Here is a 23,199-nt window from a genome sequence, read left to right on the forward strand (position 1 = left end):
GACGGTTTGCACCTGCGCATAGTTGAGGTCGGGCGCGATCGTGGCGAGGGACTTGATATCGCTGACGCCGGTGCTTTCGATGAAGGCATCGCCATAGACGCTCATGGCGATCGGCGTGCGCTGCTCGGCGGCGGGCTGCCTTTCAGCCTTGACGATGATCGGCGTGAGCTGTTGCGCGGCCGGATCGCTTTCAGCGGCCCACGCGCTCGACGATGGAAGGACGCAAGCCCCGAACGCGCCAACGAAAACGACACGGACACGACGCGCGGCCGTCGAAGCACGACGGCAGGATGCGACCTCGAAACGCGGGAAGGACATGACAATCGCAGACTGGGTGCAGCACAACGCCTGCGATTGCGACGGAGGCTGTCGGACACTGCTGGCCGTCCCCGCTCTCCGATGGGAATACGACCTGGTGGAAAAATTTACTGCGCCATGGCGCGGGGAAGCGACGAATTATATCGTTCGTTGCCGATGTTCGTGATATGGCGTCCCGCGACGTTCAACGCTTCTTGGCCTCTTCGAGACACGCCGCCAGCTTTTCGAAGTAGTCGAGCGCCTTGCGCGTCGGCACCACGGTCTTGATGCGCAGATCGTCGCTGCTCTCGTCGACGGACACGAGACCCTGGTTCCTCAGGTTCGTCAGTTTGCGATGCACGGTGGCCGGCGCGCCCGCCACCGAAAGGGCCATCGTCTCCGTGACCGTTAGCGTATGACCCGCATGCCAGGACGCAGTGAGTGCTTCCAGCAAGCGTTCCTCGGCGGCATCGAGCTTCGGCACTGAGGGCAAAGCCTGGACAGCCTGAGCGAGATTCAGGAAGCGAAAATAAGCATCGAAGACGCGCTTTTTGGCCATGAAGAATCGATTGAGTGAGGACAGCGTCAATCATAGCATCGGCGAAAATCGAATTATGATCGCAGCCCAAGTATTTATCATTCTGATAAGTGAGTGCTAAAATAGTTCAACAGCAAAGGCCGGACGAAGACATCGATCTTTTTCTTTCCCGAGCCGCTATCGGAGGCACGAGCGTGGTTCAACGACGCGATTTCACTTACATCACACCGACTTTCATCGAGCAGGAAATCGATCATCTGGCGAGGATGATCCGTTCGCGCCACTGGCATCGAAGCGCCGCATGGCCGGTGTCGTACTGGCGCGAGCGCATCGACGAGCTGCGGCACGCCCCGGCCGTCGCGCCGCTCCAGCAGAATGAGCTGCGCTCGCTGCTCGCCGAGCTGGAGCGAATCGCGGCGCAACTCGATCCCGCTGCGAGCTACGGCGAGCTTCCGCCAGCCGACGGGCATGCGGCCGGCGTAGCTTTTGGCAAGGCGCGGCGATAACGTTTGCTGCGCGCCCGTCCGTGAAGCCGAATGAGCGCTGCGGTAAGATACGTCCGCCGCTTACTGGCTCGTCACGCCAATGTCTTCGTTTCTGCTTCGTTTATGTTCCGTCGTCGGGACGGCGCTGTTTTTCGTCGGTTCGCTCTGGCTCAATCAGGAAATCTTCATTCACTCCGAGTTCGTGCGCGGGGTGAACTGGGTCTATCTTCCCGCCGGCATCCGGCTGCTCAGCACGCTTCTGCTCGGCGCGGACGGCGCGCTCGGACTGCTGCTCGCGAGCTGGGTCGTCGACTTCTTCTATTTCTTTCCCAATGACCCGGTGCGGTCCTTCGTCGGCGGCATGATCGCGACGGCCGCCCCCTATGCGGTCTATCGCTTGGCGCGCGAGACCTACGGGCTGAACGCATCGCTCTCGAATCTGACGGCGGGCAGGCTGATGATCCTGACCGTCGCGTATGCGATCGCCGGTTCATTCCTGCACAACATCTGGTTCTATCTTCAGGGCGATGCGCAGAACATCACGTCGAGATTTTTCGCGATGTTCGTCGGCGACCTGGTGGGAACCGTCATCGTTATTTACACGCTGAAGGCGCTGCTGCATTTTCTGCCGGTGCCGCGGCCCGGAAACGGGTAGCCGGCCAGATCATTGATGAACCCCGTCGTCCCAGGGGCGTCGCTCGTTTCAAGATTCAGGATGATTATCCACGTGATGTTCGTACATTAGATTATCAATTTGATAAGATATAGCAAAGAGAGCGATACGCCGGGAGGCCGCCCGGCAGAATAACGACACCACGATGATTGCCGAACCTACCCTGAGCGGAGCAAGCGCCTCGACAACGAATGCGTGGGAGACCGACGACCGCTATGCGCAGCGGCATACGCTGCAGATCGCGGTATGCCTGCGGGCGTCGCTTGCGCGCCGCGATTTCCTAATAGTGGAGTTCGGCGACACGCAGTTCGTCACGCAACTGCTCGACGTCGATTCGCGCCGCGCGCGTTTTCTCTTCGATTTCGGCAGCACGGCGCGGGACAATCGCGCGCTGGTCGATGCGGACGAGCTCACGTTCCGCAGCCAGCCTTCGGGCATCCGGACGCATTTCGTGACGGGCGGCGCCGTGGTCGTGACCTTCGAAGGGCGTCCGGCATTCGAAGTGCCGTTTCCCGCGCTGCTTCATTACGTGCAGCGCCGGGATTTCCATCGCGTCGATACGCCCATGTTCGATCCGTTCGTCGCGAGCGGAGTCGACGGAGCGGGCGCCGCGTTCCGGCTCGAACTGCACGACCTTTCGCTCGGCGGCATGGCGCTGCGTGCGCGGGACGCACGCTTCGAAAGGCTCGCGGCGGGGACCGTCTGGAACGACGTAGAACTTCAGGTGGGCGGGCTCGGCGCCGTGTTAGTCGATCTGGAGGTCGTCGCAACCCGGAAGATGGTCACTCCAACGGGCGAGCATCGGACCATTCTGGGCTGCCGGTTCCTCAACCTGAAGGCGAGTGCAGAGCGCGTGCTCCAGCGTGCGATCACGTTGCTGGAGACGCGCCGCAAGCAGCGCGCGGCGCGCGATTGAGACGGGCATGCGCCGCGCTTTAGTCTCAATCGCACCATTTCGTTATCAGCGTCGCGAAACGACGTAAGTCGCGGTGGATGGCTCGCTGCTTGTCTTTTCGGGTGAGGCCGAGTGAAGCGGCGACATTGGAGATGCCGTGACGAAGAACGGCCACGCCTCGCGGCTAACATCGGAGGATCCCGGGCCAAACGCGGGACGATCGATCGTGCCGGAAGATATTTCCTTACCGTTATCAAAATGATAAATATATTTGCTAAACGTCATACCGCGACGCACCGGGCGCTGCTATTCTCGTCAATCACCATTTTTCTTTTGTACGGGACGAGCATGGCAACAGGGACTGTGAAGTGGTTTAACGACGCAAAGGGTTATGGGTTTATCACGCCGGACGACGGAGGCGATGACCTGTTCGCGCACTTCTCCGAGATTCGGACCGAAGGTTTTAAGTCACTGGCGGAAAACCAGAAGGTGAGCTTCGAGATTAAACAAGGACCGAAAGGCAAGCAGGCGGCAAATATCCAGCCGCAGTGAGCTAACGCCCACACAACGGCGGGCACCAGCACGGCTGTTCCAGCGGTACGACGGGAAGTTGTTCGGGGCCCCGTCGCAAGGATGAACCTGAGAGATCTATAACAATATGACACCAGCATTTCGCGCACTGACCAGCTTTACGCCCAGAAATCTCGACTCCGAAATCGAGCATCTCGAGCGCGTTCTCACCGGAGACGCGGCAAACTCCTTATTCGGTCGAACCTATTGGCGCAATCGTGTCGTCAAGGCGCGCGCGACGCCAGGACTAGTTCCCTCACAACGCTCACGACTCGAGCGGTTGTTGTCCCGCTTGACCGATCACGCAACTCGCGCGGGCTAGTACGCCTCTCCGCCCCGTGAATATGCTGAAGCCGGCGAGCACTTCATGCCGCTGTCGGCTCATGATGCGCGACGACGACTGCAGCAGAGCCTTGCGCCTCAGCTTTAGCACTAGCGTTGGCCAATCATTCAGTTGTTATCCGACAAGTACGGTCCAGGGAAGTACGACGACGAGGTGAAGGACGAGCGGTGCCTCTATCGCCGAGGCGCGATTTCAAGGTGACCTCCGGTTCGTGAAGTACGTAGTGGTGTCAGCATAGATCGTCGACGCAGGATGTCTCGAATTCGCTGGTCGACTATCGAATCCATCGGTGCCCACCGAGCCTTAAGGGCCTTACCGAGGCTAATGCCGTTCAGTTAGTGCGACGTGAAAGTCGCGTAGAGGATTGTTCCGTCTGGTTTCGGCCAGAAGAGGAACCGATTGTTCCGTCAATCGTAACCTACCGGTGCATGCCGAGTTGGTAACGATTTGGTGTGAAGCCACTGGAACAACGTAACCCGTTCTTGGAACGGCGCTTCACTCGCGAGAGTGTGGTGCTTTCTGCCAGCGTCGAGGCGGATGGGGTGCGGGCCAGCCACCGTGGTTATGACACCGGTGTCACGATCGACCCTTCGAACGACTCTTGCATTACCCGAATCGCCAACGAAGACGTTACCGGCGCGGTCAAGCGCGACCCCTGTCGGATAGTCGAGCAGGGCCTGCGTGGCCGGTCCGCCGTCGCCGCTATAGCCTGCCTGCCCGGTGTCGGCAATGATCGTCACCGTGCCGTTTCTGTGGTCAATGCGCCGAACAACGTGATGTGTCGGTTCGGCTGTATAGATGTTCCCCCATCGGTCCGCCGCGATGGCTTCGGCCTGTATTCCCTGCGCGCCGACGCCGCCTGCGAAGGTAGTGATGGTCTGCGCTTGGGCGGGGGTGCGCGATCGCGACTAGTAGCAACCCGTAAAAGGCTCGCAAGATGACAGCGAGGCTTCGCCCTACCCGTGTTGTGTGCCACATACGTCCTCCCTTCGGCGTCATCGAATTGCACGACCATTCAAAAAGTCGATGTCGCGGAATGTAAAGCAAGCCCGAAAGCGTCCAGACCGCCCGACATTTTATTCTAATAGGCGGCGCCCACATTTGCATTCGCTTAACGGGCGCCCGCGCTCGCGTAGCCTCGATTTCGGTATCTCATCTATCTCACGAGCGAAAATTTCGGCCGCTGCGCTAACGACAGCCGCGCTTCGACGATATATGTTCCGCGTTATTCGGTGCGGAGGTGCCGCGGACTGCGTATTCCAATTTTCGGCACACGACCGGTTTATTTGTATTGAGCGATCACAACGACAACGACCGAGCTTCAAATGGCATCTCATTGCTCAAGAGCCGCCGATTATGGTGGGAGCGACTCTATGTCCGATTCGGTCGACTACACCCGACCGAATTGGGCAAGGAGTGGGGGGATTATTTGGATTCAAGGCCAAGCGTTCGCAACCGTGCTGCGCCTGATGAGAGCCTGAGTCGACGGCTGCAGCGTTAGGCCGCCCCCCTGTCTTGTACCGCGCTTACTAGTGCCAACGCTGACCTAGCACCGACCTCGGCATTGTGTTTCACGAGCGCGATGTTGGTCGCTAGGCTGCGTCGACCCGTCAGTTCGTGGATGAATTCCCTGCGCCGTTGCCTCGCCGAGCACCTGCTGAGTCAGCGCGTCGACTTCTTCCGCGATCATCGCAGACGTTTCTGGGACTGGAGCGCTCAACAACATGCCGCCGGCTAGACCCAGGTCCCAATTGGTTCGAATGAGGCGTGCTTGCTCCGCCGCGTGTCGTCCAGCCTCAAGTCCGCGCGAAATCCACTATCGCGCATGTAGAACGCAGCGAAGTTGTCTTGCTCGCCACTGAGCACCGGTGCGCCATGTGTATCGAGGTATTCCAATGTGAGCCCGATATCGAGGATCGATTTCGCGCCAGCACAGACCAATGCCACCGACGTTCTCGCCAGTTCCTGCAGATCAGCTGAAATGTCGAAGGTTTCCTGCGCACCCCGATGCACACCGCAAATGCCGCCGGTAACGAGTACCTCGATGTCGGCCAGTGCGGCACATATCATCGTGCCGTCCACTGTCATGGCGCCGAGTCTCCCGCTGGCTAGGACAGCCGGCAGGTCGCGGCGGCTGACCTTTTGCACCTTGTTGGAACTGCCAAGCAGTTCGAGCTCCTCATCCACAAGGCCGACGCGGATTCGTCCATCGATCAGTGCGATCGTCGCGGGCTTGGCTCCCGCGTCCCTGATCAAGTCTTCTACTTCGCGCGCGGTGCGAACAAATCCTTACCCGCCTGTCACCGGATGACTGGGCTATCGGAAACCGAACACCGAGACTTTTTTCCCCTCAAAGCTTTCTTGCACGCCTTGCTGGCAATTGGGTGGACACTTTACGGCGCCATCTGCGCTAGAGCCCGCCACAGTCACCGCTCGGTAGACTACCGATTCGATGAGCGTGCCGTCCGATGCGACAACGATGTTCAGATCGGTCTCGACACCGGCTGGCACGGCTCCGCCGGCGGTATAGATGATCTTCATGGATCCGGTGCAGTCGTGGTGCACCGTATATGCGCCCATTTGGTACGGGTTGAACGTGGTCTGCCCACCCTTCGGCAGGCCGCCGATAACGCCGAAGTCCGTGCGCGTGAAATGTCCGACACCGTCGAATGTCACTAAAGCGACGTCATCGAGGATTGACGGCGTCGCATACGGATGCACCGTACCGTCATCACCTATCAACCCAAGAATCGTTCCGTGGCCGATAAACCCAAACGCTCCCCTTAGCGTTGCGTTCGAACAATGACCACCGTCGTGGTCACCGTCGGCATGCGCCGCACCACTGAGCGAGAAAAGCGCAACGGCTGCTGCCGAAGCGATGGTTGAATGCTTTGTCTTCACGGTCATCTCCTTGCGAGCGAATCGGGGCCTAAGATCGCGACGCAGAGGCACATTGCCGGGCCGGTCTCGGCGCCCCGTTCAAAGTGAATTAACCAATCCCGCAGTGAATCCTGGCTACCGCCGTTCGCGGAGGAGGCGATCAGAGAACGAATGGCCTGTCAGCGGCCGGATGTTCCGAAGTTGAGGAGAGGAGCCGAGGGTGCGGGCCTAGGAATTTAAGACGAAACAACTCAACGAGCTCAGATTCACTCGGCGCAGCCGGACACGTGCGCAAGCGATGTACGAAAGTCCGCGCTAGTGTGACTTTGTGAGTCATGCCATGCCTGAAGGCGCATAGCATGAACAGTGTAATCCACGATGTTCGGAGGTTCTATATAGTTTTCGGTATGCTATACATGTCTCACAAGTCACGTGATTGTCCAATGTATGGAGTACTGATGATATGACGGATTCCATATCCATCCCGGAAGGACGAGTTTGACCGCGGCCGCTCAGTGAAATGATATGCGCAGACAATATAGTGTGGAGTCGCCGCTCTGACGATTGAGCGTGAGCAGACTACTAGGGAAATAGCTGCTCGCCATCGGACTGCCTGAAATGAGCGATTCCGAGCTGGTAGATTTTTCCTCGCCGCGAATCGGCGCCAAAGTCGCGGCGTTGACGAGAGTCGTCGCCACGCTTCACAACGCGAACACTTCCGCCGATACGAGCCCCGTGCGCCGAGCGTCGGCCACTGTCCGTTGCGCTTCCATTAACGCTTGAGCCACTCATGCAGCGATTCGGAATCTCGATCGCTATCCAGAGCAACTGCATCCTTCATTGACGGCAGGGTGCGTGCGCTGATCCGTGCAGTCCGAGTCATGGGACGCATGAACAATTTGTTTCCCGCTGGTCGCTCGAATACGAGAAGCAGCAAACGTTTTCTTACGCGAGTCTATTAAAACGTCAGCAAAGCGCTTTCTTTTGCTCCTTCGTTCCTTTCACGTTTCGACGTTCGAATGTGGGGCGGACAACATTGCGATTACAAGTTATTACGGAAAATCCGTTCCGTCGTACAAATACAAAAACGAAGCGCTTAAGACAGAACGTCCGAAGACCACACCATAGCGGTCATGGACATACGGGGAAGTCATGCAGCGAGAAAAAAACAATCTGCGCTTGAAAGGGTGTGTCATTGCGGTGTGCATCGGGGCGTCTGTTGTGACTACGCGTTCAGTTGCGCAGGATGCGGAAGCGCTGCCGGATGCACGCATCAATGCGATGCGCGAGGCCCAACCGCTTATCTCGCTGCCCAGCACGCCGACTCCCAGTCCTGTCGGCCACTCCACGGCGCAGCCTGCCCCGGGTGGCGCACCGCTTACGCAACGCGGCACGGTGAACGCCGCGTCGTCGCTCGACAAGAGCGCCACGCTGTCCGGCACGCCACGTGCCCGCACCGCGGATATCGAAGGCAAGCAGCCGCTCGCCGACGAACTCGGCGGCGTCGTGACGACCGATACGGTGACGCTCGCGGGGCAGGACTTCTACACCTGGTTCGCGCAGGCGTGGGGCACGATTCCCCTGTCCGAACGTTACATCGTCTCGGTTCACGAGCGTCCTTCCGCGCGCTACGGCAGCCTCGTGTGGGTCGAATACAACCAGCGCCGCGTATTTCAGGCGTTCCTGCCGATTGCCCGCTCGAACGTGAAGCCGGTGGCGGAAGGCGCGGCGCAGATCGCTTTTCAGAATGTCATGCAGGCAGATCTGACCCGTCTGCTGTTCCGTGACGCCGACATGGCCACGGACGAACTATAAGAACGCATCACAAAAAAAAGCAGTAAGGCCAAAAACCTACGGGGAATCACGATGAAAACGAATGCGCTCCTGCAACGCGCGCTGCTCGCTTGCGCGCTGACGATACCGCTCGCCGCGGGCGCCACCTCGCTCATCTATGAGCCGGTGAATCCGAACTTCGGCGGCAATCCGCTGAACGGCCCGAATCTGCTGAACGAGGCAAATGCGCAGAACAAGTATAAGGATCCGTCGACCGCCAGTCTCGGCACGGGCAGCCAGTCGACGCTCGATCAGTTCAACACGCAATTGCAGCAGGCGATCCTGTCGCGCGTCGCGTCGTCGATTTCGAGTTCGATCGTCGGCACGGACGGCACGCTGCATCCGGGCACGATCAACACGGGCAACTTCTCGATCGCAATCTCGCAAGTCACGGGCGGCAATCTGCAAGTGACGACGACCGACAAGACCACAGGCGCATCCACGACCTTCATCGTCGGCAACGGCCAGTAACGCGAGAGCACACACGCAATGAACAAGAACGCTTTCAGGACCGCTGCGATGGGCGCTGTCATCGTCGCGTCGGCGCTGCTCACCGGTTGCGTCACCACGCCGATGCCTTCCGCGGGCAACGCCACGCTCACCCCGCCGACGCGTGTCACGCGCGACCTCACGCATCTGCCGTCGCCCAAGGGCAGGATCGTCGCGGCTGTGTATGGCTTTCGCGATCTGACCGGCCAGTACAAGCCGTCGCCGGACAGTTCGTTTTCGTCGCAGGTGACGCAGGGCGGTGCATCGTTCCTCGTCAAGGCGATGCGCGATTCCGGCTGGTTCACGCCGGTCGAGCGCGAGAATCTTCAGGACCTGCTGACCGAGCGCAAGATCATGCGCGCGCTGGAAACGCCCGACGACAAGAAGAACGCGATTCCCCAGATCGGCGCACTGGCGCCCGCGAGCATCGTGCTCGAAGGCGGCATCGTCGGGTATGACACGAACATCCGCACCGGCGGCGCGGGCGTCGCATATCTGGGGATCTCGGCGTCGCAGCAATATCGCGTCGATCAGGTAACGGTGAACCTGCGCGCGGTCGATATCCGCAACGGCACGATTCTGAACAGCGTGTCGACGACCAAGACCATCTATTCGATTCAGATCGATACAGGCGTGTACCGCTTCATCGGCTTCAAGGATCTGTTGCAGGCCGAAGCCGGCATGACGCGCAATGAGCCGCAGCAGCTTTGCGTGAACGAGGCGATCGAATCGGCGCTCGTGCATCTGATCGTGCAAGGCGTGGCGAACCAGACCTGGGCGCTCAAGGACATGAAGGACTGGTACGACCCGACGATGCAGCGCTACTTGCAGGAAAACCAGGGCTACGCGCAGACGATGGAAGACGTGAATCCGCCGTATAGCCCGATGAAGATCGATCCGCCGAAGACCATGGGCAGTTGAATCGGCGGCCAAGCGAAACTTGAACAGGAGGAGACCAGCATGAAATCACTGCGCGCCTCGAAAGCCGCGCTGTGTGCAGCGCTCAGCGCGGCCGTGTCGCTCGCCGTGTATGCCGCTGATCTGTCGTCGATCTCGGACTTCGGTCCGCCCGAGCCGGGCTTCGGTGGTGCGACGCAGGTGGCGCGTGTATCGCAGCGCGGCGATGGTAATCGTCTCAGCGCAGTTCAGGCAGGACAGAACGGCCTGATGGCGAATCAGATGGGCATCGCCAATGCGGCGGCGACTGCGCAGGCGGGCAACGACAACTGGACGGTGCTGCAGCAAAGCGGCGTCGCCAACCAGTACGCCGGTTATCAGGCGGGACAGTACAACCGTTCGATCGCGGTGCAGAACGGCAGCGGTAACGAAGCAACGGTTACGCAGATCGGAAACTCGATGTCGTCGCAGGTGACGCAGCTCGGTACCAACAACGAGATTTCGATTCTGCAGAACCGGAATGGCTCGGGACTGTCGGTCACGCAGACTGGCGGTGCGAGGGCGGCAGTCCTCATGAAGTAGGCAGTGATCCTTGCCGGCGATATGCCGGGGCGAGGAGACCAGGAAGTTTGATTTCGGTGTGGATGTGGTGAATGGGGTGGAATCGGTCGTCGGCGGGGGCTGGCGGCCTTTAGGGTTACGAATTGCTGTAATTAAAACTTCAATCAACGAGGCATAAAAATGAAAGTCAAGGCAATCACCATCGCTATGGGTCTGGCAGCATTGGCATCGACGTCGGCATTCGCCGATTCGAGCTTCGAAGGCGCAACGGTCAACCAGTTCGGCAACGGCAACATCGCGGGTGTGACGCAGACGAATTCGCACAACGACAAGGCGAACGTGCTGCAAACCGCAGACGGCGCGAACGCCAGCGTCAGTTCGGACGCAGGCGGCTACAACGTCACCGATATCCAGCAAAGCGGGAACGTCAAGGGTGCGTCGAAGCTGAGCGCGACCGTCACGCAAAAGCAGACGATCGGCGAAAATACGACGGTCCGCCAAAACGGCAACAGCCTCACCGCGACGATCTCGCAAACGTCGTCGATGTATGACACCGACACGGTCAAGCAGGCCGGCAAGAACGCGACGGCGTCGATCACCCGCAATGGCTCGGCCTACAACACGGTCAACATCGATCAGGGCACGGGCATGACCTCGGGCCACACCGACGGCGCCAAGGCGACCGTCACGCAGACCAACACGGTGGCCAACACTGTCGACATCTTGCAAGGCGGCAAGGCGGGCATCGCGACGATCGACCAGCGTGACGGCGGCTACAACCACGCGCGCGTCGAGCAGACGGGCGGCGGCACGGACGCCACGATCGAGCAATGGTCGGAAGTGGGCGATCACGCGTCGATCAAGGAAAGCGACGCGGCACGTTCGCGCATCCACTCGGAATACGGCGGCAATAACACGAACACGATCGTACAGAGCGGCGCCAACGCACCGCACTACGCTCAGATCAACCAGAGCTACGCCACCAACGATACGACGACGATCATCCAGACCGGCACGCAATACAACGAAGGCTACGTCGACCAGATCCGTTCGTCGAACGACACGGCGCTCCTGATCCAGAACGGCGACACCAACAAGGCAGCGGCGCGCCAGAACTATGGAAGCGGCAACACCGTCATCGCGGCGCAAGTCGGTGGGCACAACAAGATGGATCTGACGCAGCAGGCCGCGTTCGAGTCCACGCTGCTGGCCGGTCAGCTCGGCGGCTACAACGACATCAAGGCATCGCAGTCGGGCGCGAAGGAAGATCTGACGATCGCGCAGGTCGGCGACCTCAACAGCGCGAACGCTTCGCAAGCGGGTTCGTACAACACGGCATTGATCACGCAAGTCGGCTTCGCCAACACGGCTACGACGGCACAAAGCGGTGTGGGCAACGCGACGGTCGTCAACCAGGCCGGTGCGTTCAACAAGGCGAACATCGTTCAAAAGTAAGAACGACGATGGTTTGAGCCCTTTGCGGGCGGCGAGCGGCTTTCGAGGCTGCTCCCCACCTGCCTTTTCGTTGGCGGGAACCTTCGGGTTATGACGGCGAAACGCGACACTGAGATCGCAATCAGAAATCGATCTGCGCGAATACGCGCTCATCGATGAGCCGGCGCGGCGATTGTTAGGATATGCACCGACCGAAAGCCTGTGGGCTTCGCTGAAGGTCGCACGACTGCACGGTCGGCACTTCGCGACGCGGCGTGATGCGACGGATGAAATTATCGACTGGCTCGGCTTCTACAATGCCCGCCGTGCATTCGACATTGAACTACGTCAGCCCTATGACGTTCGAGAAGAATTGGCCGCCGCTCAGCGAGGGCAAGCGGCCTGACGTCTTAAGCTATGGGATTCGTGAAACAGGGGCAAGGTCAGTCTCGGTCGATACGTCTGCAGTAGCTGTGGCATGTTCGATCGCACGCAACGCGAACACTTCTTCGCCGTAGATGCTGAGCGTCAACACCGCCAGCGCAGGTTGCTGCGCGCGCAACCCGCTTCCGAGCGTCAGGCGAACGCCGTTGCGAGCGACGGCGTGGTCATCAATCAGCAACAGCCGGATGCCGGGTTCAGGCTGCATGGATTGCTTCGAGCGGCAAACACAAGCTGAACGTGGTACTTGCGCCGGGCTTGCGATATCGACGAGCCGTACGCGTTGCTGCTCCGGTAGGGTCACGAGGTCGGTCGCCACCTGCGCACACTCACGGAGCCTATGGTATGCAGGCGCTGTGTTGCAGGCCGAACCAGAGCCTGCGCGACGCAGAGCACATGATCGGCCTTACTTGCTGCGCGGTCGACGCGTGCCCATGGCGGCATGTTCGCACCAGCTTGTATGGCGGTCTGTACTCTGTTAGATAATTCGCAGTACTATTAACAGATATTATTGCAGTAGCGTTTTGGTGGTAAAGTTGAAGAATGTCAATCTACTATAGAGAGCAGGGCTGTGGCGCAAGGTGCAGACGACTTTGACGACGACGAGGCATTCGAGTCGTTTCCCGACCCGGAAGTCGCGCGCATCGTGCTTGAACTCGACCGGACCATCACGCGGCGCCGCCGTGCGGGCGCGATAGTTCACATCGTCGAAGGGCGCGCCGTGCCCTTGCCCGTCAAACCCAGCCATATTGAATTGCGGGTCATGACCGTTCTCGCGCAGACCTATGGCCCGTTGCTCTTCGGCAAAGAATTCGAGCCCGCGCTCGAGCACATCGCGAAATGCGGTGCCGTGGTCCTGGTACAGCGGGTCTTGTGGGGCGACTTGCCGGAAGACCATGGTCTCGCCGCGCCCCTGCTCGATGCGCGGATCCCGTTCGAGATCCTGTGCGGCTCCTGGCCTGATGTGTTCATGGCGCAGGCGCATGCCGAACTGCAGGGTTTCCGGCCACGGCCCCCCCGATCCGCGCATGGAATCGGATGATGGGGAGCGCGACGATGGCTGAAGTTCGATTTGTTTGAACCGCCGCTGCGCCGGAAGCGCTGACGCATAGTCATTCGGCGAACAAATCGGGTCCGAAGACTTCGTAGTGGATTTTCGACCCGCGGATATCTAGCGCTTTCAAGGCATCATGCTGCGCTCTCATGAACGGAATGGGACCGCAAATGTAGTAGTCGGCTCCGGGAAGCAGAATCTTGTCGCGCAGATCACTCAAATTGATGAAGCCTGGCCTGTCGTAGCCTTTTCCAGGCACGTCACCCGGCAAGGGCGAGTCGTAGTTGATCACGGCGGTAAAATTTGGGTAAGTCGCTGCAGCTTGTCGAAGGCGATCACGCATTGCGTGAATGGCGCTATTTCTTGCGCCATGCACGAAAACGACCCGTCTGTCTGGATTCTGAATTGCGCGTTTCAGCATGCTTACCATTGGCGTAAGGCCCACGCCACCGCTGATCAAGACGATAGGCGTTTTCGCGTTGACGTCGATATGAGAGGTGCCATACGGAGCGGCTACCTTCACTTCGTCGCCCACCTTCAGATCCTCATGGAGCAGGGATGACACTTCTGCGATGCGCACCGCCGATCGACGAGATGGCGAACCTGCGACGGCACGCTTGTCTGCTGCACGAACGCGAATGCGCTGGGCACGGTCGTGCCGGTGAAAGAGATCGTGGCGATGGCGCATCGTGCGGGTGCGCGTGCGCTGGTGGATGGCGCGCAGTCTGTATCGCATATGCGCGTGGATGTGCAGCAGATCGATGCCGACTTTTTCGTGTTTTCGGGCCACAAGATTTTTGGACCGACGGGCATCGGCGCGGTGTATGGCAAGCGTGACGTGCTGGAAGATATGCCGCCGTGGGAAGGCGGCGGCAACATGATTCAGGACGTCACCTTCGAACGCACCGTGTTTCAGGGGCCACCAAATCGTTTCGAAGCGGGGACGGGCAATATCGCGGATGCGGTAGGTCTGGGCGCGGCGCTTGATTATGTGACGCGTATCGGCATCGAGAATATCGGACGATACGAACATGATTTGCTCGCGTATGCCACCAACCTGCTCGCACCGATTCCTGGTGTCAGATTGATCGGTACGGCTAAGGATAAAGCGAGCGTGTTGTCCTTCGTGTTGAAGGGCTATGAAACAGAAGAAGTGGGCAAGGCGCTGAACGAAGAGGGCATTGCGGTGCGCTCGGGGCATCATTGCGCGCAGCCTATTTTGCGGCGATTCGGCGTGGAAGCGACCGTCAGGCCATCACTCGCGTTCTACAACACGTGCGATTAGTGGATCGTTTCATCTCGGTGGTGAAGCATCTGTCGGGACGTCGTTGAAGCAGAGCGCGGATGGTGATGCGACTCACCTCGCACATCATCTGCACTTCGATTATCGAGGGCCCCACGACTGCATGGCGAATGCAGTTTGCATTCCGGCGAGCGCGATTTCCTTATATCGCGTCATCGCATAAGCGTATGAAAAGATCGTCAATTGGCGGCGCGGTCTGAACCTTAGACTTCAGGGTTAGCCATCGTTACCCAGACTCCCATGCCCCGCCAGATCCGTCTCAACGCGTTCATGATGAATTGCGTCGGCCACCTTGCCCCTGGTCAATGGACCGCACCCGGCGACCAATCCGTCTCTTATCTGAACACGCGCTATTGGGTCGACCTTGCGCAAACGCTCGAAGCCGGCCTGTTCGACGGCCTTTTTCTGGGCGATGTGACCGGACTCTACGATGTCTAAGGCGGCAGTCCGGACGCCGCCTTGCGCACCGCCGCGCAAACGCCGATGAACGACCCTGTACCGCTGATTCCGCTGATGGCGCACGCAACACAGCACCTCGGCTTCGGCGTGACGGTTTCGGTTGCCTACGAGGCGCCGTATCTGCTTGCCCGGCGGTTTACGACGCTCGATCACCTGAGCCAGGGACGTGTGGCCTGGAACATCGTCACGTCGTATCTGCAAAGCGGAGCGCGCAGTCGTGGCCAGAACGAACTGCGTGCGCACGACGAGCGCTACGATCGGGCCGACGAGTTTCTCGAGGTCTGTTTCAAGCTCTGGGAAGGAAGCTGGGAAGATGCTGCACTTCAACGCGATGCATCACGCGGCATCTACGCCGACCCCGCGCGCATCCCCGTCGAGCACAAAGGCCGCTATTTCGAAAGCGACGGCATTTTTCAGTGTGAGCCATCACGGCAACGAACGCCGCTGCTGTTTCAGGCGGGCGGGTCGGCGCGCGGCACTCGCTTCGCGGCGCGGCATGCCGAATGCATCTTTCTCGGCGCGCCGACGCGTAATGGTCTGCGCGGTTCGGCGCGCGCCATCCGCTCGGTATTGAGCGAGGCGGGGCGCGAGCCTGACAGCGCGCTGCTTTTCGCCATGCTCACCGTGATCGTCAATGAAACCGCCGAGCGCGCGCAGGCCCGTTATGCGGCTTACAAGGAACGCGCGAGCGACGAGGGCGCGCTGGCGCTGCTTTCGGGATGGACCGGTATCGATCTGTCGCGCTACCGGCCGGACGATACGCTCAGCTATGTCGATACCGACGCCGGACAATCCGCGCTCGCGTCGTTCAGCAAACTCGATCCGGAACGCGAATGGACCGTGCGGGACGCGGTGGAGTTCGTGTCGATCGGTGGCCGCGGCGCGGTCGTGGTGGGCGATGCCGCTCAAGTGGCCGATGAACTGCAGGCGCTGGTCGAACAAACCGGCATCGATGGTTTCAATCTGACCTGGGTCGAGTCGCCGCGCACCTTTCACGACATCGTGCGATATCTCGTACCGGAACTTCAACGGCGCGGCGTCTACAAGCAGCATTACGCCGAAGGTACGCTGCGCGAAAAGTTGCTGGGGCACGGTGCGCGTTTGCAGGCGCCGCATATCGGCGCGAGTTTCCGGCGCGGTTGATCGCGTACACGCGGGCTTCGGACCGCGTGCGGCGCTTCGTTCTTGCTTCAGTCCGGAAACACCGGCTCTCCAAGTGTGAGCATCAGCCGGTTGGCCCACGCGAACATCGCCACCGCGTAGGACAGGTCGAGGATCTCGGGCCGGGTCAGCCCCGCCGCCGCGAGTGCGGCGACAGACTCTGCATCGATCGATTCCGGTGCGAGCGTGAGATCGATTGCATAGCGCACGATGGCGCGCTCGCGGTCGGTGGTGCCGGCCGTCTGCGGGTCGGCGAAGACCTGTGCGATCACATCGTCCCGCTTCGCGAGTTGCGTGAAGCGCTGCGCATGCACCGATGCGCAATACACACAGCCGTTGACGCGCGACACCACCGTGGTGGCCAATTCCCGCTCGGCGCGTGGCAGACCGCCAGGCGCATACATGACGCTGTTGAACGCACCCGAACGCTGTTCGAGGATGTGCGGCTCGTGAGCCAGCAGAAGATAGTAATCGGACGTTTTCGCCTGCGGATGACTCTTTTCCAGTATGGCGATTTGCTCCGGCGTGGCCTGCGACAGGTCCACCTTGTCCAGCCACGAAGCCCATCCGAGCGTCTGCGAAGTGAATGAGTGTGGATTGATCATGCAGATGCCTCCAGCGCCCGCAGCGCTGCCACGACCCGTACCTGATAGGACACGAACGCCACCAATTGCGACAGTGCGACGATGGCAGGCGTGGACAGCCCGACATGTTCGAGTGTGCCGAGCGCTGGCTGGTCGGCGCTGGCGTCGAGCACGCTCAGAGCGCGCGTATGCGCAAGAATCGCGGTAAGCCGGGCTTCCGTTCCGGCCGGTGCCAAGTCGTCGGCGACGAATGAATCGAGCACGTGTCGGACGTCGCCCGCTTCAATGGATTGCCGATAGAAGTCCGCAGCATCATGTGCGCGGGCAAGATGTGCGGTATAGGCGGCTGCGGCCAATTTCTCGTCGAGAGAAAGCGCTGTCGCATCGCGTGCGAACAGCGCATCGAAGCTGCCTTGTGTGAAGCGTGATGCATCGCTGCGCGCGGCGCGCAGCTCGGCGGTCGTGCCATGCGGTGCAATGCCGGCAAGCCGCGCGACGACATCGTCGTCGGAGAGTCGGAGTGGAGGATTCATCGAAGCTCCTTGAGCAAAGTTAAGGCGCGTCCGCGTCTCGCCATTCGTCGCCGAGCAACTCGGCTTTGTCGAAGGCTTCGAGCGCAGCGAAATGCCGGTCCCGGTCAGCATCGAACAGCATGGCGGCAACGCCGCGCGCCAGTCGCTGCGCGCCGTCGCTGATGGCGGGCACATCGCCCGCGACCTTTCCGTGCGAAAGACTGGCCGCATGATTGAAGCAATGGATGCGCGCCAGCGCCGGATACGCGCCGGGCACGCGCGACTGGAATGCGAAGTTGGCGTCGAGATCGGGCGATGCGGAGAGTTCGTCGCTGGGCAGATCGTCATGCGGAGCGAAGCGGTCCCGCCAGCGCCGCACATGAGGCGCTATTTCAGCGAATTCGCTGCGCGTGTCGATATCGGAATGAAAGCCGGTGGCGAAAATAGCAAAGTCGACGTTGTAGCGGCCCTTGGGCGTCTCGATGATCACCTCGTCGTCCCTCGTCGCTACGCCGGTAACAGGACTATCCAGATGGAAATGCGCGTGGTCGTACTTCGACACGCGCAGCACGCTTTCCCGCGGCGGCGGTGTCTGAGTGCGAGCCGAGTAATGCAGGAAGCGCCATTTGTCTTCGTCGGCGAGATGCTGGAAACCGTGCACGAGTCCCGGACTGCCGATACCCGTCAGCTTGTTGATACGCGGCAGATCCGCGCGCCGCACGAACAAGTCCAGCCTTGCCGCGCCCGCTTCCAGAGCGGTGCCCGCATTGTCGAAAGCCGAAGCGCCGGCACCGATCACCGCCACGCGCTTGCCTTCAAGCGCGGCGAAATCTATCGGCTCGGACGAATGTGCGTAGCGTATGCGCGGCACGCCGTGCACGAGCGGCGGTAAGTACGCACCGCCCAAACCCTCTCGGCCCGTGGCGAGCACCACATGACGCGCGAACGTCGGCTCGCCGTTCAGCGTCAGTTTGAGCAGATCGTCGTCGCGAGCACGCAGCCGTTCGAGACGCGTTTCGTTTTGAACAGGAAGTGCCAGAACGCGTCGATACCAACGCAGGTAATCCATCCATTGCGTACGCGGAATCTTGCCCAGTGCGTCCCATGCCACGCGGCCGAATTGCGCTTCGAACCAGGCCCGGAATGTCAGTGCCGGCAGGCGCAGAGCTGGGCCGGTCAGTTGCTTCGGAGAACGCAGCGTATTCATGCGTGCATACGTCACCCACGGACCTTCGAGGCCTTCGCGCGCCTGATCGAAAAGCCGGATGTTGTCGATACCGAGCAGGCGCAATTCCGCCGCCACTGCTAGCCCGGCCATGCCTGCGCCGATCACGGCGACATCGAGGACCTGGCGGCCGTCGATATAGCGCGCCGGTACCCAGGAAGGCGCGGGCAATTCGAGCAACGCGAGGTCATCTGCCAGACGCGCTTCGAGCGCGGCGAGGCCGGTGCGTGCGTCGAGCAATGCTTGGTTCATGCAGTAATCCTCTTTGCGGATGACGGAGGCGGCGCGGCCATCGGCGTGAGCAGTGCGGCATGCCGCGTCGCGTCGTGTCGGATCGCGCCGGGCAGCAAACCTAGTGCGGCCTGCAAGATAGCGTCGATAAGCGCCTCGATCGCGTCGCTGCGGCGGCGGTCCGCGGCCGTGACCACGCCAAAGTAAAACGGGATGTGCACATCGAGCGAACGGGTGACGACATCGCTGACCGGCGTGCCGAACGCGGTTGCGGGATCGACAAGTGCAATGGCCAGTCCCGCATGCGCCGCCATGACCGCATTGAGCGATGCGTTGCTTTCCAGCGCAACGTGCGGTGCAAAGCCTGCCTGGCCAAAAGCATCGTCGATGCGTCGGCGCAAGCGATAGCGGTTCGATACGGTGGCGAGCCGTCGTTCGCGCAGCGCTTCGAGCGACACAACGGGCAGCGCCGCGAGCGGATCGTCACGACGCATCACGACCACGCACGGCGCTTCGATCAGATAATGCAGATCGAGCGCGGCATGATCGAGCGGCAACGTGGCAATGCCCGCGTCGGCGGCGCGCGCCAACAGCGCCTGCACCACTTGTTCCGCGGAGGCGCTGCGCAATTGCACCGCGCCTGCATGCGCATCGCTCAATCCGGCCAGCGCGCGCGGCACGAGCGATGCCGCAAGCGCCGGGGTGGCGGCAACGGTGAGCGGCGGCGCATCGTCCCGGCCGATGGCGAGCGCACTCGCGCGAATACGCTCCAGACCGATCAGCGAACGTTCGACTTCTTCATACAGGCGAAAGGCTCGCGGCGTCGGCGTCACGCGCGGCCCGCGCCGGTCGAACAACGCGTAGCCGATCTCCGCCTCGAGTTCCTGAATGAGCCGTGTCACGGCAGGCTGCGAGCGACCGGTCAATTTGCCTGCACCGGTGACGCTGCCAGCCGACATCACGGCCGCGAACGCCTCGAGTTGATGCGACTCCATGCCGTTTTCCGATCATGTGATGCGAGCATTCTAGAGGGGTAATCATGCGCGGTTCTTATAATAAATCGAGCTATTCAAAGCTCGTAAGGCACGATTGAACAGCAAGTGTCCTTACTTACAGTTCGCCCGGCGAATGCTGCAAGCCTTCACGGACGGGGGATTGCGCGCCGCTCATCGATGCGACTGCGCTATATGGCAAAACCACATAAGCAATGCACGCTCAGCACCATAAGATTTGCCGACGAACTTGGTTGGTCCGCTTTTGGGCGAATGGTTTCATCGCATCACCATTCATTCACCGCGATCAACCGATGACTCTGGCATTTTCTTCCCTGCGGCGCGTAGCCGGTCTGCTTTCCGTTGCAACCGCCCTGTCGGCGGCGCTGCTCTGCGGCACATCTGCGCAGGCGGCGGGCGATCCCTATTGGGTCGGTGTGTCCGGACCGTTGAGCGGACAGGACGCGCAGTATGGCGAACAATGGAAGCGCGGTTTCGATCTCGCGCTGGAAGAGATCAATGCGAAGGGCGGCATCAACGGCCATCCGCTTCAATACGATTTCGAGGACAGCCGCAGCGACCCGCGACAGGCCGTGGCGATCGCGCAAAAATTCGCCGATGACAAGCGCATCCTGATCGAGCTGGGCGATTTGTCGAGCGGGGCATCGATGGCGGCGTCGCCCATTTACCAGCGTGCAGGGCTGGTGCAGTTCGGCTTCACCAACTCTCACCCTGACTTCACGAAGGGCGGCGATTATATGTGGAGCACGGCCATCAGCCAGGCGGAAGAACAGCCCTTGCTCGCACGCTATGTCACCACGGGACTCAAATTCAAGAAGATCGCGGTGTTGTATCTGAACACCGACTGGGGGCGTACCAGCAAGGACATCTTCGTGAAGGCCGCCGAGGCGAACGGTGCGCAGGTGGTGGCATCGGAGGGCTATCAGCCGAACGAAAAGGACTTCCGCGCGACGCTTACGCGCGTACGCAGCGCCAACCCGGATTCGCTGGTGCTGATCTCGTACTACTCGGATGGCGCACAGATCGTGCGACAGGCGCGGGCGGCGGGCGTCAAGGAGCCGATCGCGGCCGTAGGGTCGGTGTATTCGCCGAAATTCCTTGAGCTGGGCGGCGCGGCGGTCAATGGCGTCTATACGGAATCGAACTTCTTTCCGGGCGATCCGCGTCCTGAAGTGAAGACTTTTGTCGAACGTTATCGCGCGAAATACAACGCCGATCCCGACACGTTCGCGGCGCGCGCCTACGACGCCATCACCCTCGCAGCCGAAGTGATCCGCCGCTATGGCGCGAGCCGCAGCGCAGTGCACGATGGCATTGCGAAGATCGATAACGTGCCGAGCGTGATCTTCGGCAGCTTCCGCTTCGATCCGCAGACGCGCCGCGTGGCGGGCGCGAAGAACCTCGACCTCGTGGTCAAGGACGGCAAGTTCGCGCTGTGGGACGGCGGTGCAGCGCCGCACGCGCAATGACCGGCGAGGCCTGAACCAAGATGGCCGTGTGGCTTACCTACACTCTCAACGGACTGATCGTCGGCAACATTTATGCGTTGCTGGCGGTCGGACTCGCGCTGATCTTCGGCGTCTCGCATCTGATCAACTTCGCGCACGGCTCCGTGTATATGGTCGGCGGGTTCGTCGGCTGGCTGTGTCTGACGCGCTTCGGGCTGCCATTGCCGGTGGCGCTGCTGGTGACGATCGCGGCGTGTGCAGTGCTCGGCATGCTGATCGAACGTATCGGCTTGCGGCCCTTGCAGGGCGCGGCGCGCATTGCGCCCTTGCTGGCCACCATCGGCATCAGCTTCGTGCTGGATCAAGGCGCTCAACTCATATTCGGCGCCGATCCGCGTCCCGTGCCCGCGCCGCTGCCGGAATGGAGCGTCAGTATCGGCGGGGCGACCATCGCGTCGCTGGATGTGCTGATCGCGGCGATCGGCGTCGGTGCGGCCGCCGTGCTGTATGCGTTTCTTCGTTTCTCGCGGTTGGGCTGGGCCGTGCGCGCCACCGCCCAGGACCGCGACGCCGCCCGGCAGATGGGTGTCGACGTCGATGCCGTGAACCGTACCGTGTTCGCCATCGCCTGCGGGCTGGGTGGACTCAGCGGCGTGCTGGTCGGCATGTACTACAACAGCATCGATCCGGCGATGGGCTTTCAGGCCACGCTCAAGGGCGTGGTGGCGCTGCTGATCGGCGGGCTGGGTAATGTGCCCGGCGCGATTGCGGGCAGTCTGTTGCTGGGACTGGTCGAAAGTTATGGCGTGGCCTTGTTCGGCACCAGCTACCGCGATCTGTTCGCTTTCGTGCTGCTGCTGGTGTTCCTCGTGCTGCGTCCCAATGGCCTGTTCAGCGCCAACCGCCGCTTGCCGCCCGAGCCGCTTACAGGCACCTTCCTGCCGCATCGCAAGGCAGTGAGTGTGCCGCCGCGCGTGGTGGCGCTGGCCGTGATCGCCGCGCTGCTATTGCCGCTGGTCGTGCCATCGGCGTATGTGCTGCAGACGTTGTCCAATGGCTGGATCTTCGGTCTGCTCGCGCTGAGTCTGACGCTCGTGGCAGGCACGGTCGGGCAGATCTCGCTCGGGCACGCCGCCTTGCTGCTGATCGGCGCGTATGCGTCCGCGCTGCTGTCGGTCGATCTGAACTGGTCGCCGGGCATCACCATTCCACTTGCCGGCGTCATCACGGCGCTGGTCGGCACGTTGCTGGCGTATCCGTCGTTCCGCCTGCGCGGCCATTATGTGTCGATTGCGACGCTCGGCATCGGCGAGATCGTCGGGCTGGTGATTCTCAACTGGGATGGTCTGACGCGCGGGCCGATCGGCGTGACGGGCATTGCGCCGTTGTCGCTGTTCGGCTGGTCGCTTTTCGGGCCGCGCGCGACCTACTGGTTCACGCTGATCGTGCTGGTGGTGCTGGCCTGGCTGCAACTGCGCCTGCTACGCTCGCATCTGGGCCGCACCTGGCGCGCGATTCGTGAAGACGATGTCGCGGCGCGCGCCTACGGCGTGAAGCTCAATCGCTACAAGGCGCTGGCATTCGCGTGCGGCGGCTTTACGGCGGGCGTCGGCGGTGCGATTGCGGCGCATTCGTACAGCTACATCAACTATCAGACCTTCGATTCGCAGGTCTCCATTCTCGCCCTGACGATGGTCATTCTCGGCGGCCTCGGTAACGTGTTCGGCGCCGCGTTCGGTGCGCTCGCGCTGGTCGGGCTGCCCGAAGTATTCCGCTTCGCCGCCGACTACCGCATGCTGGTGTATGGCCTGATCCTGTTACTGCTGGTGCGTTTTCGTCCGCAGGGATTGTTCGGTTCCGTATGAGCGACACT

At 61.1% G+C, this 23,199-nt stretch carries 21 protein-coding genes and 5 pseudogenes; 14 read left to right on the forward strand and 12 right to left on the reverse strand.

Annotated elements, in window-relative coordinates; translation table 11 throughout:
- Together PQR08_RS23000 and PQR08_RS23005 are read right to left on the reverse strand one after the other, a co-directional pair.
- Positions 1 to 318: hypothetical protein (locus PQR08_RS23000; protein WP_408162373.1), on the reverse strand; the 318-nt coding region annotated here is incomplete at its 3' end.
- A 184-nt stretch (positions 319 to 502) separates the two neighbouring features.
- Positions 503 to 856, reverse strand: coding sequence for a winged helix-turn-helix domain-containing protein (locus tag PQR08_RS23005; RefSeq protein ID WP_408162374.1), 354 nt, complete (start codon positions 854 to 856; stop codon positions 503 to 505).
- A 173-nt stretch (positions 857 to 1,029) separates the two neighbouring features.
- Here PQR08_RS23005 and PQR08_RS23010 point away from each other — a divergent pair, with 173 nt between their 5' ends.
- From PQR08_RS23010 to PQR08_RS23025, 4 genes are all read left to right on the forward strand, one after another.
- On the forward strand, positions 1,030 to 1,341 hold the full coding sequence (locus PQR08_RS23010; protein WP_408162376.1) for a hypothetical protein: 312 nt from the start codon (positions 1,030 to 1,032) through the stop codon (positions 1,339 to 1,341).
- 79 nt (positions 1,342 to 1,420) lie between these two features.
- Positions 1,421 to 1,975 (forward strand): hypothetical protein, encoded by a 555-nt coding sequence (locus tag PQR08_RS23015; RefSeq protein WP_408162377.1) that lies wholly within the window; start codon positions 1,421 to 1,423, stop codon positions 1,973 to 1,975.
- A gap of 163 nt (positions 1,976 to 2,138) precedes the next feature.
- Entirely contained in the window at positions 2,139 to 2,909 is a 771-nt protein-coding gene (locus tag PQR08_RS23020) for a flagellar brake protein (RefSeq protein WP_408162378.1), read from the forward strand.
- 327 nt (positions 2,910 to 3,236) lie between these two features.
- A complete protein-coding gene (locus tag PQR08_RS23025) occupies positions 3,237 to 3,440 on the forward strand; it encodes a cold-shock protein (protein WP_086971064.1) in 204 nt (67 codons plus the stop codon).
- Positions 3,441 to 4,208: 768 nt separating this feature from the next.
- Here PQR08_RS23025 and PQR08_RS23030 read toward each other — a convergent pair.
- The 3 genes and pseudogenes from PQR08_RS23030 to PQR08_RS23040 form a co-directional block, all read right to left on the reverse strand.
- Positions 4,209 to 4,541, reverse strand: a complete 333-nt coding sequence (locus PQR08_RS23030; RefSeq protein ID WP_250491023.1) for an NHL domain-containing protein — start codon at positions 4,539 to 4,541, stop codon at positions 4,209 to 4,211.
- A gap of 757 nt (positions 4,542 to 5,298) precedes the next feature.
- Positions 5,299 to 6,084 (reverse strand): annotated as a pseudogene (locus PQR08_RS23035) (pseudouridine-5'-phosphate glycosidase); the annotation flags it as partial.
- Positions 6,085 to 6,117: 33 nt separating this feature from the next.
- Positions 6,118 to 6,702 (reverse strand): hypothetical protein, encoded by a 585-nt coding sequence (locus tag PQR08_RS23040; RefSeq protein ID WP_250491022.1) that lies wholly within the window; start codon positions 6,700 to 6,702, stop codon positions 6,118 to 6,120.
- Positions 6,703 to 7,902: 1,200 nt separating this feature from the next.
- Here PQR08_RS23040 and PQR08_RS23045 point away from each other — a divergent pair.
- From PQR08_RS23045 to PQR08_RS23070, 6 genes and pseudogenes are all read left to right on the forward strand, one after another.
- On the forward strand, positions 7,903 to 8,496 hold the full coding sequence (locus tag PQR08_RS23045; protein WP_408162381.1) for a CsgE family curli-type amyloid fiber assembly protein: 594 nt from the start codon (positions 7,903 to 7,905) through the stop codon (positions 8,494 to 8,496).
- 51 nt (positions 8,497 to 8,547) lie between these two features.
- The gene (locus PQR08_RS23050; RefSeq protein WP_408162383.1) at positions 8,548 to 8,985 is read left to right on the forward strand and encodes a curli assembly protein CsgF; all 438 of its coding nucleotides are present in this window, start codon (positions 8,548 to 8,550) and stop codon (positions 8,983 to 8,985) included.
- A gap of 18 nt (positions 8,986 to 9,003) precedes the next feature.
- Positions 9,004 to 9,924: a CsgG/HfaB family protein gene (locus tag PQR08_RS23055; protein ID WP_250491020.1), complete on the forward strand. Its 921-nt coding sequence runs from the start codon at positions 9,004 to 9,006 to the stop codon at positions 9,922 to 9,924.
- Between the two features lie 39 nt (positions 9,925 to 9,963).
- A complete protein-coding gene (locus PQR08_RS23060; RefSeq protein ID WP_408162385.1) occupies positions 9,964 to 10,482 on the forward strand; it encodes a hypothetical protein in 519 nt (172 codons plus the stop codon).
- A 159-nt stretch (positions 10,483 to 10,641) separates the two neighbouring features.
- The gene (locus PQR08_RS23065; RefSeq protein ID WP_408162387.1) at positions 10,642 to 11,916 is read left to right on the forward strand and encodes a hypothetical protein; all 1,275 of its coding nucleotides are present in this window, start codon (positions 10,642 to 10,644) and stop codon (positions 11,914 to 11,916) included.
- A 146-nt stretch (positions 11,917 to 12,062) separates the two neighbouring features.
- A pseudogene (locus tag PQR08_RS23070) lies at positions 12,063 to 12,301 on the forward strand (integrase core domain-containing protein); the annotation flags it as partial.
- Between the two features lie 9 nt (positions 12,302 to 12,310).
- Here PQR08_RS23070 and PQR08_RS23075 read toward each other — a convergent pair.
- The 3 genes and pseudogenes from PQR08_RS23075 to PQR08_RS23085 all read right to left on the reverse strand — a co-directional run.
- The gene (locus PQR08_RS23075; RefSeq protein ID WP_408162388.1) at positions 12,311 to 12,544 is read right to left on the reverse strand and encodes a hypothetical protein; all 234 of its coding nucleotides are present in this window, start codon (positions 12,542 to 12,544) and stop codon (positions 12,311 to 12,313) included.
- A gap of 300 nt (positions 12,545 to 12,844) precedes the next feature.
- Positions 12,845 to 13,321, reverse strand: coding sequence for a hypothetical protein (locus PQR08_RS23080; protein ID WP_408162390.1), 477 nt, complete (start codon positions 13,319 to 13,321; stop codon positions 12,845 to 12,847).
- 127 nt (positions 13,322 to 13,448) lie between these two features.
- Positions 13,449 to 13,955: pseudogene (locus PQR08_RS23085) on the reverse strand (NO-inducible flavohemoprotein); the annotation flags it as partial.
- A 69-nt stretch (positions 13,956 to 14,024) separates the two neighbouring features.
- Between PQR08_RS23085 and PQR08_RS23090 the strand changes: the two are divergent.
- Together PQR08_RS23090 and PQR08_RS23095 are read left to right on the forward strand one after the other, a co-directional pair.
- Positions 14,025 to 14,722, forward strand: a pseudogene (locus PQR08_RS23090) (aminotransferase class V-fold PLP-dependent enzyme); the annotation flags it as partial.
- 211 nt (positions 14,723 to 14,933) lie between these two features.
- Positions 14,934 to 16,295 (forward strand): annotated as a pseudogene (locus PQR08_RS23095) (LLM class flavin-dependent oxidoreductase).
- Positions 16,296 to 16,342: 47 nt separating this feature from the next.
- Here PQR08_RS23095 and PQR08_RS23100 read toward each other — a convergent pair.
- The 4 genes from PQR08_RS23100 to PQR08_RS23115 are packed head-to-tail and all read right to left on the reverse strand — an operon-like array spanning position 16,343 to position 19,860.
- Positions 16,343 to 16,918 (reverse strand): peroxidase-related enzyme, encoded by a 576-nt coding sequence (locus tag PQR08_RS23100; RefSeq protein WP_408162392.1) that lies wholly within the window; start codon positions 16,916 to 16,918, stop codon positions 16,343 to 16,345.
- Positions 16,915 to 17,541, reverse strand: a complete 627-nt coding sequence (locus PQR08_RS23105; protein ID WP_408162394.1) for a CMD domain-containing protein — start codon at positions 17,539 to 17,541, stop codon at positions 16,915 to 16,917. The genes PQR08_RS23100 and PQR08_RS23105 overlap by 4 nt, the downstream gene beginning before the upstream one ends.
- Entirely contained in the window at positions 17,450 to 18,886 is a 1,437-nt protein-coding gene (locus PQR08_RS23110) for an NAD(P)-binding domain-containing protein (protein ID WP_408162396.1), read from the reverse strand. The genes PQR08_RS23105 and PQR08_RS23110 overlap by 92 nt, the downstream gene beginning before the upstream one ends.
- Positions 18,883 to 19,860 (reverse strand): LysR family transcriptional regulator, encoded by a 978-nt coding sequence (locus PQR08_RS23115; protein WP_408162398.1) that lies wholly within the window; start codon positions 19,858 to 19,860, stop codon positions 18,883 to 18,885. Before PQR08_RS23115 ends, PQR08_RS23110 begins: the two co-directional genes overlap by 4 nt.
- A gap of 311 nt (positions 19,861 to 20,171) precedes the next feature.
- Here PQR08_RS23115 and PQR08_RS23120 point away from each other — a divergent pair, with 311 nt between their 5' ends.
- Positions 20,172 to 21,347, forward strand: coding sequence for an ABC transporter substrate-binding protein (locus PQR08_RS23120; protein ID WP_408162400.1), 1,176 nt, complete (start codon positions 20,172 to 20,174; stop codon positions 21,345 to 21,347).
- A gap of 20 nt (positions 21,348 to 21,367) precedes the next feature.
- The gene (locus PQR08_RS23125) at positions 21,368 to 23,191 is read left to right on the forward strand and encodes an ABC transporter permease (RefSeq protein ID WP_408162402.1); all 1,824 of its coding nucleotides are present in this window, start codon (positions 21,368 to 21,370) and stop codon (positions 23,189 to 23,191) included.
- Positions 23,192 to 23,199 lie beyond the last annotated feature (8 nt).

Source organism: Caballeronia jiangsuensis (genome assembly GCF_046030135.1).
GTDB lineage: Bacteria > Pseudomonadota > Gammaproteobacteria > Burkholderiales > Burkholderiaceae > Caballeronia > Caballeronia jiangsuensis.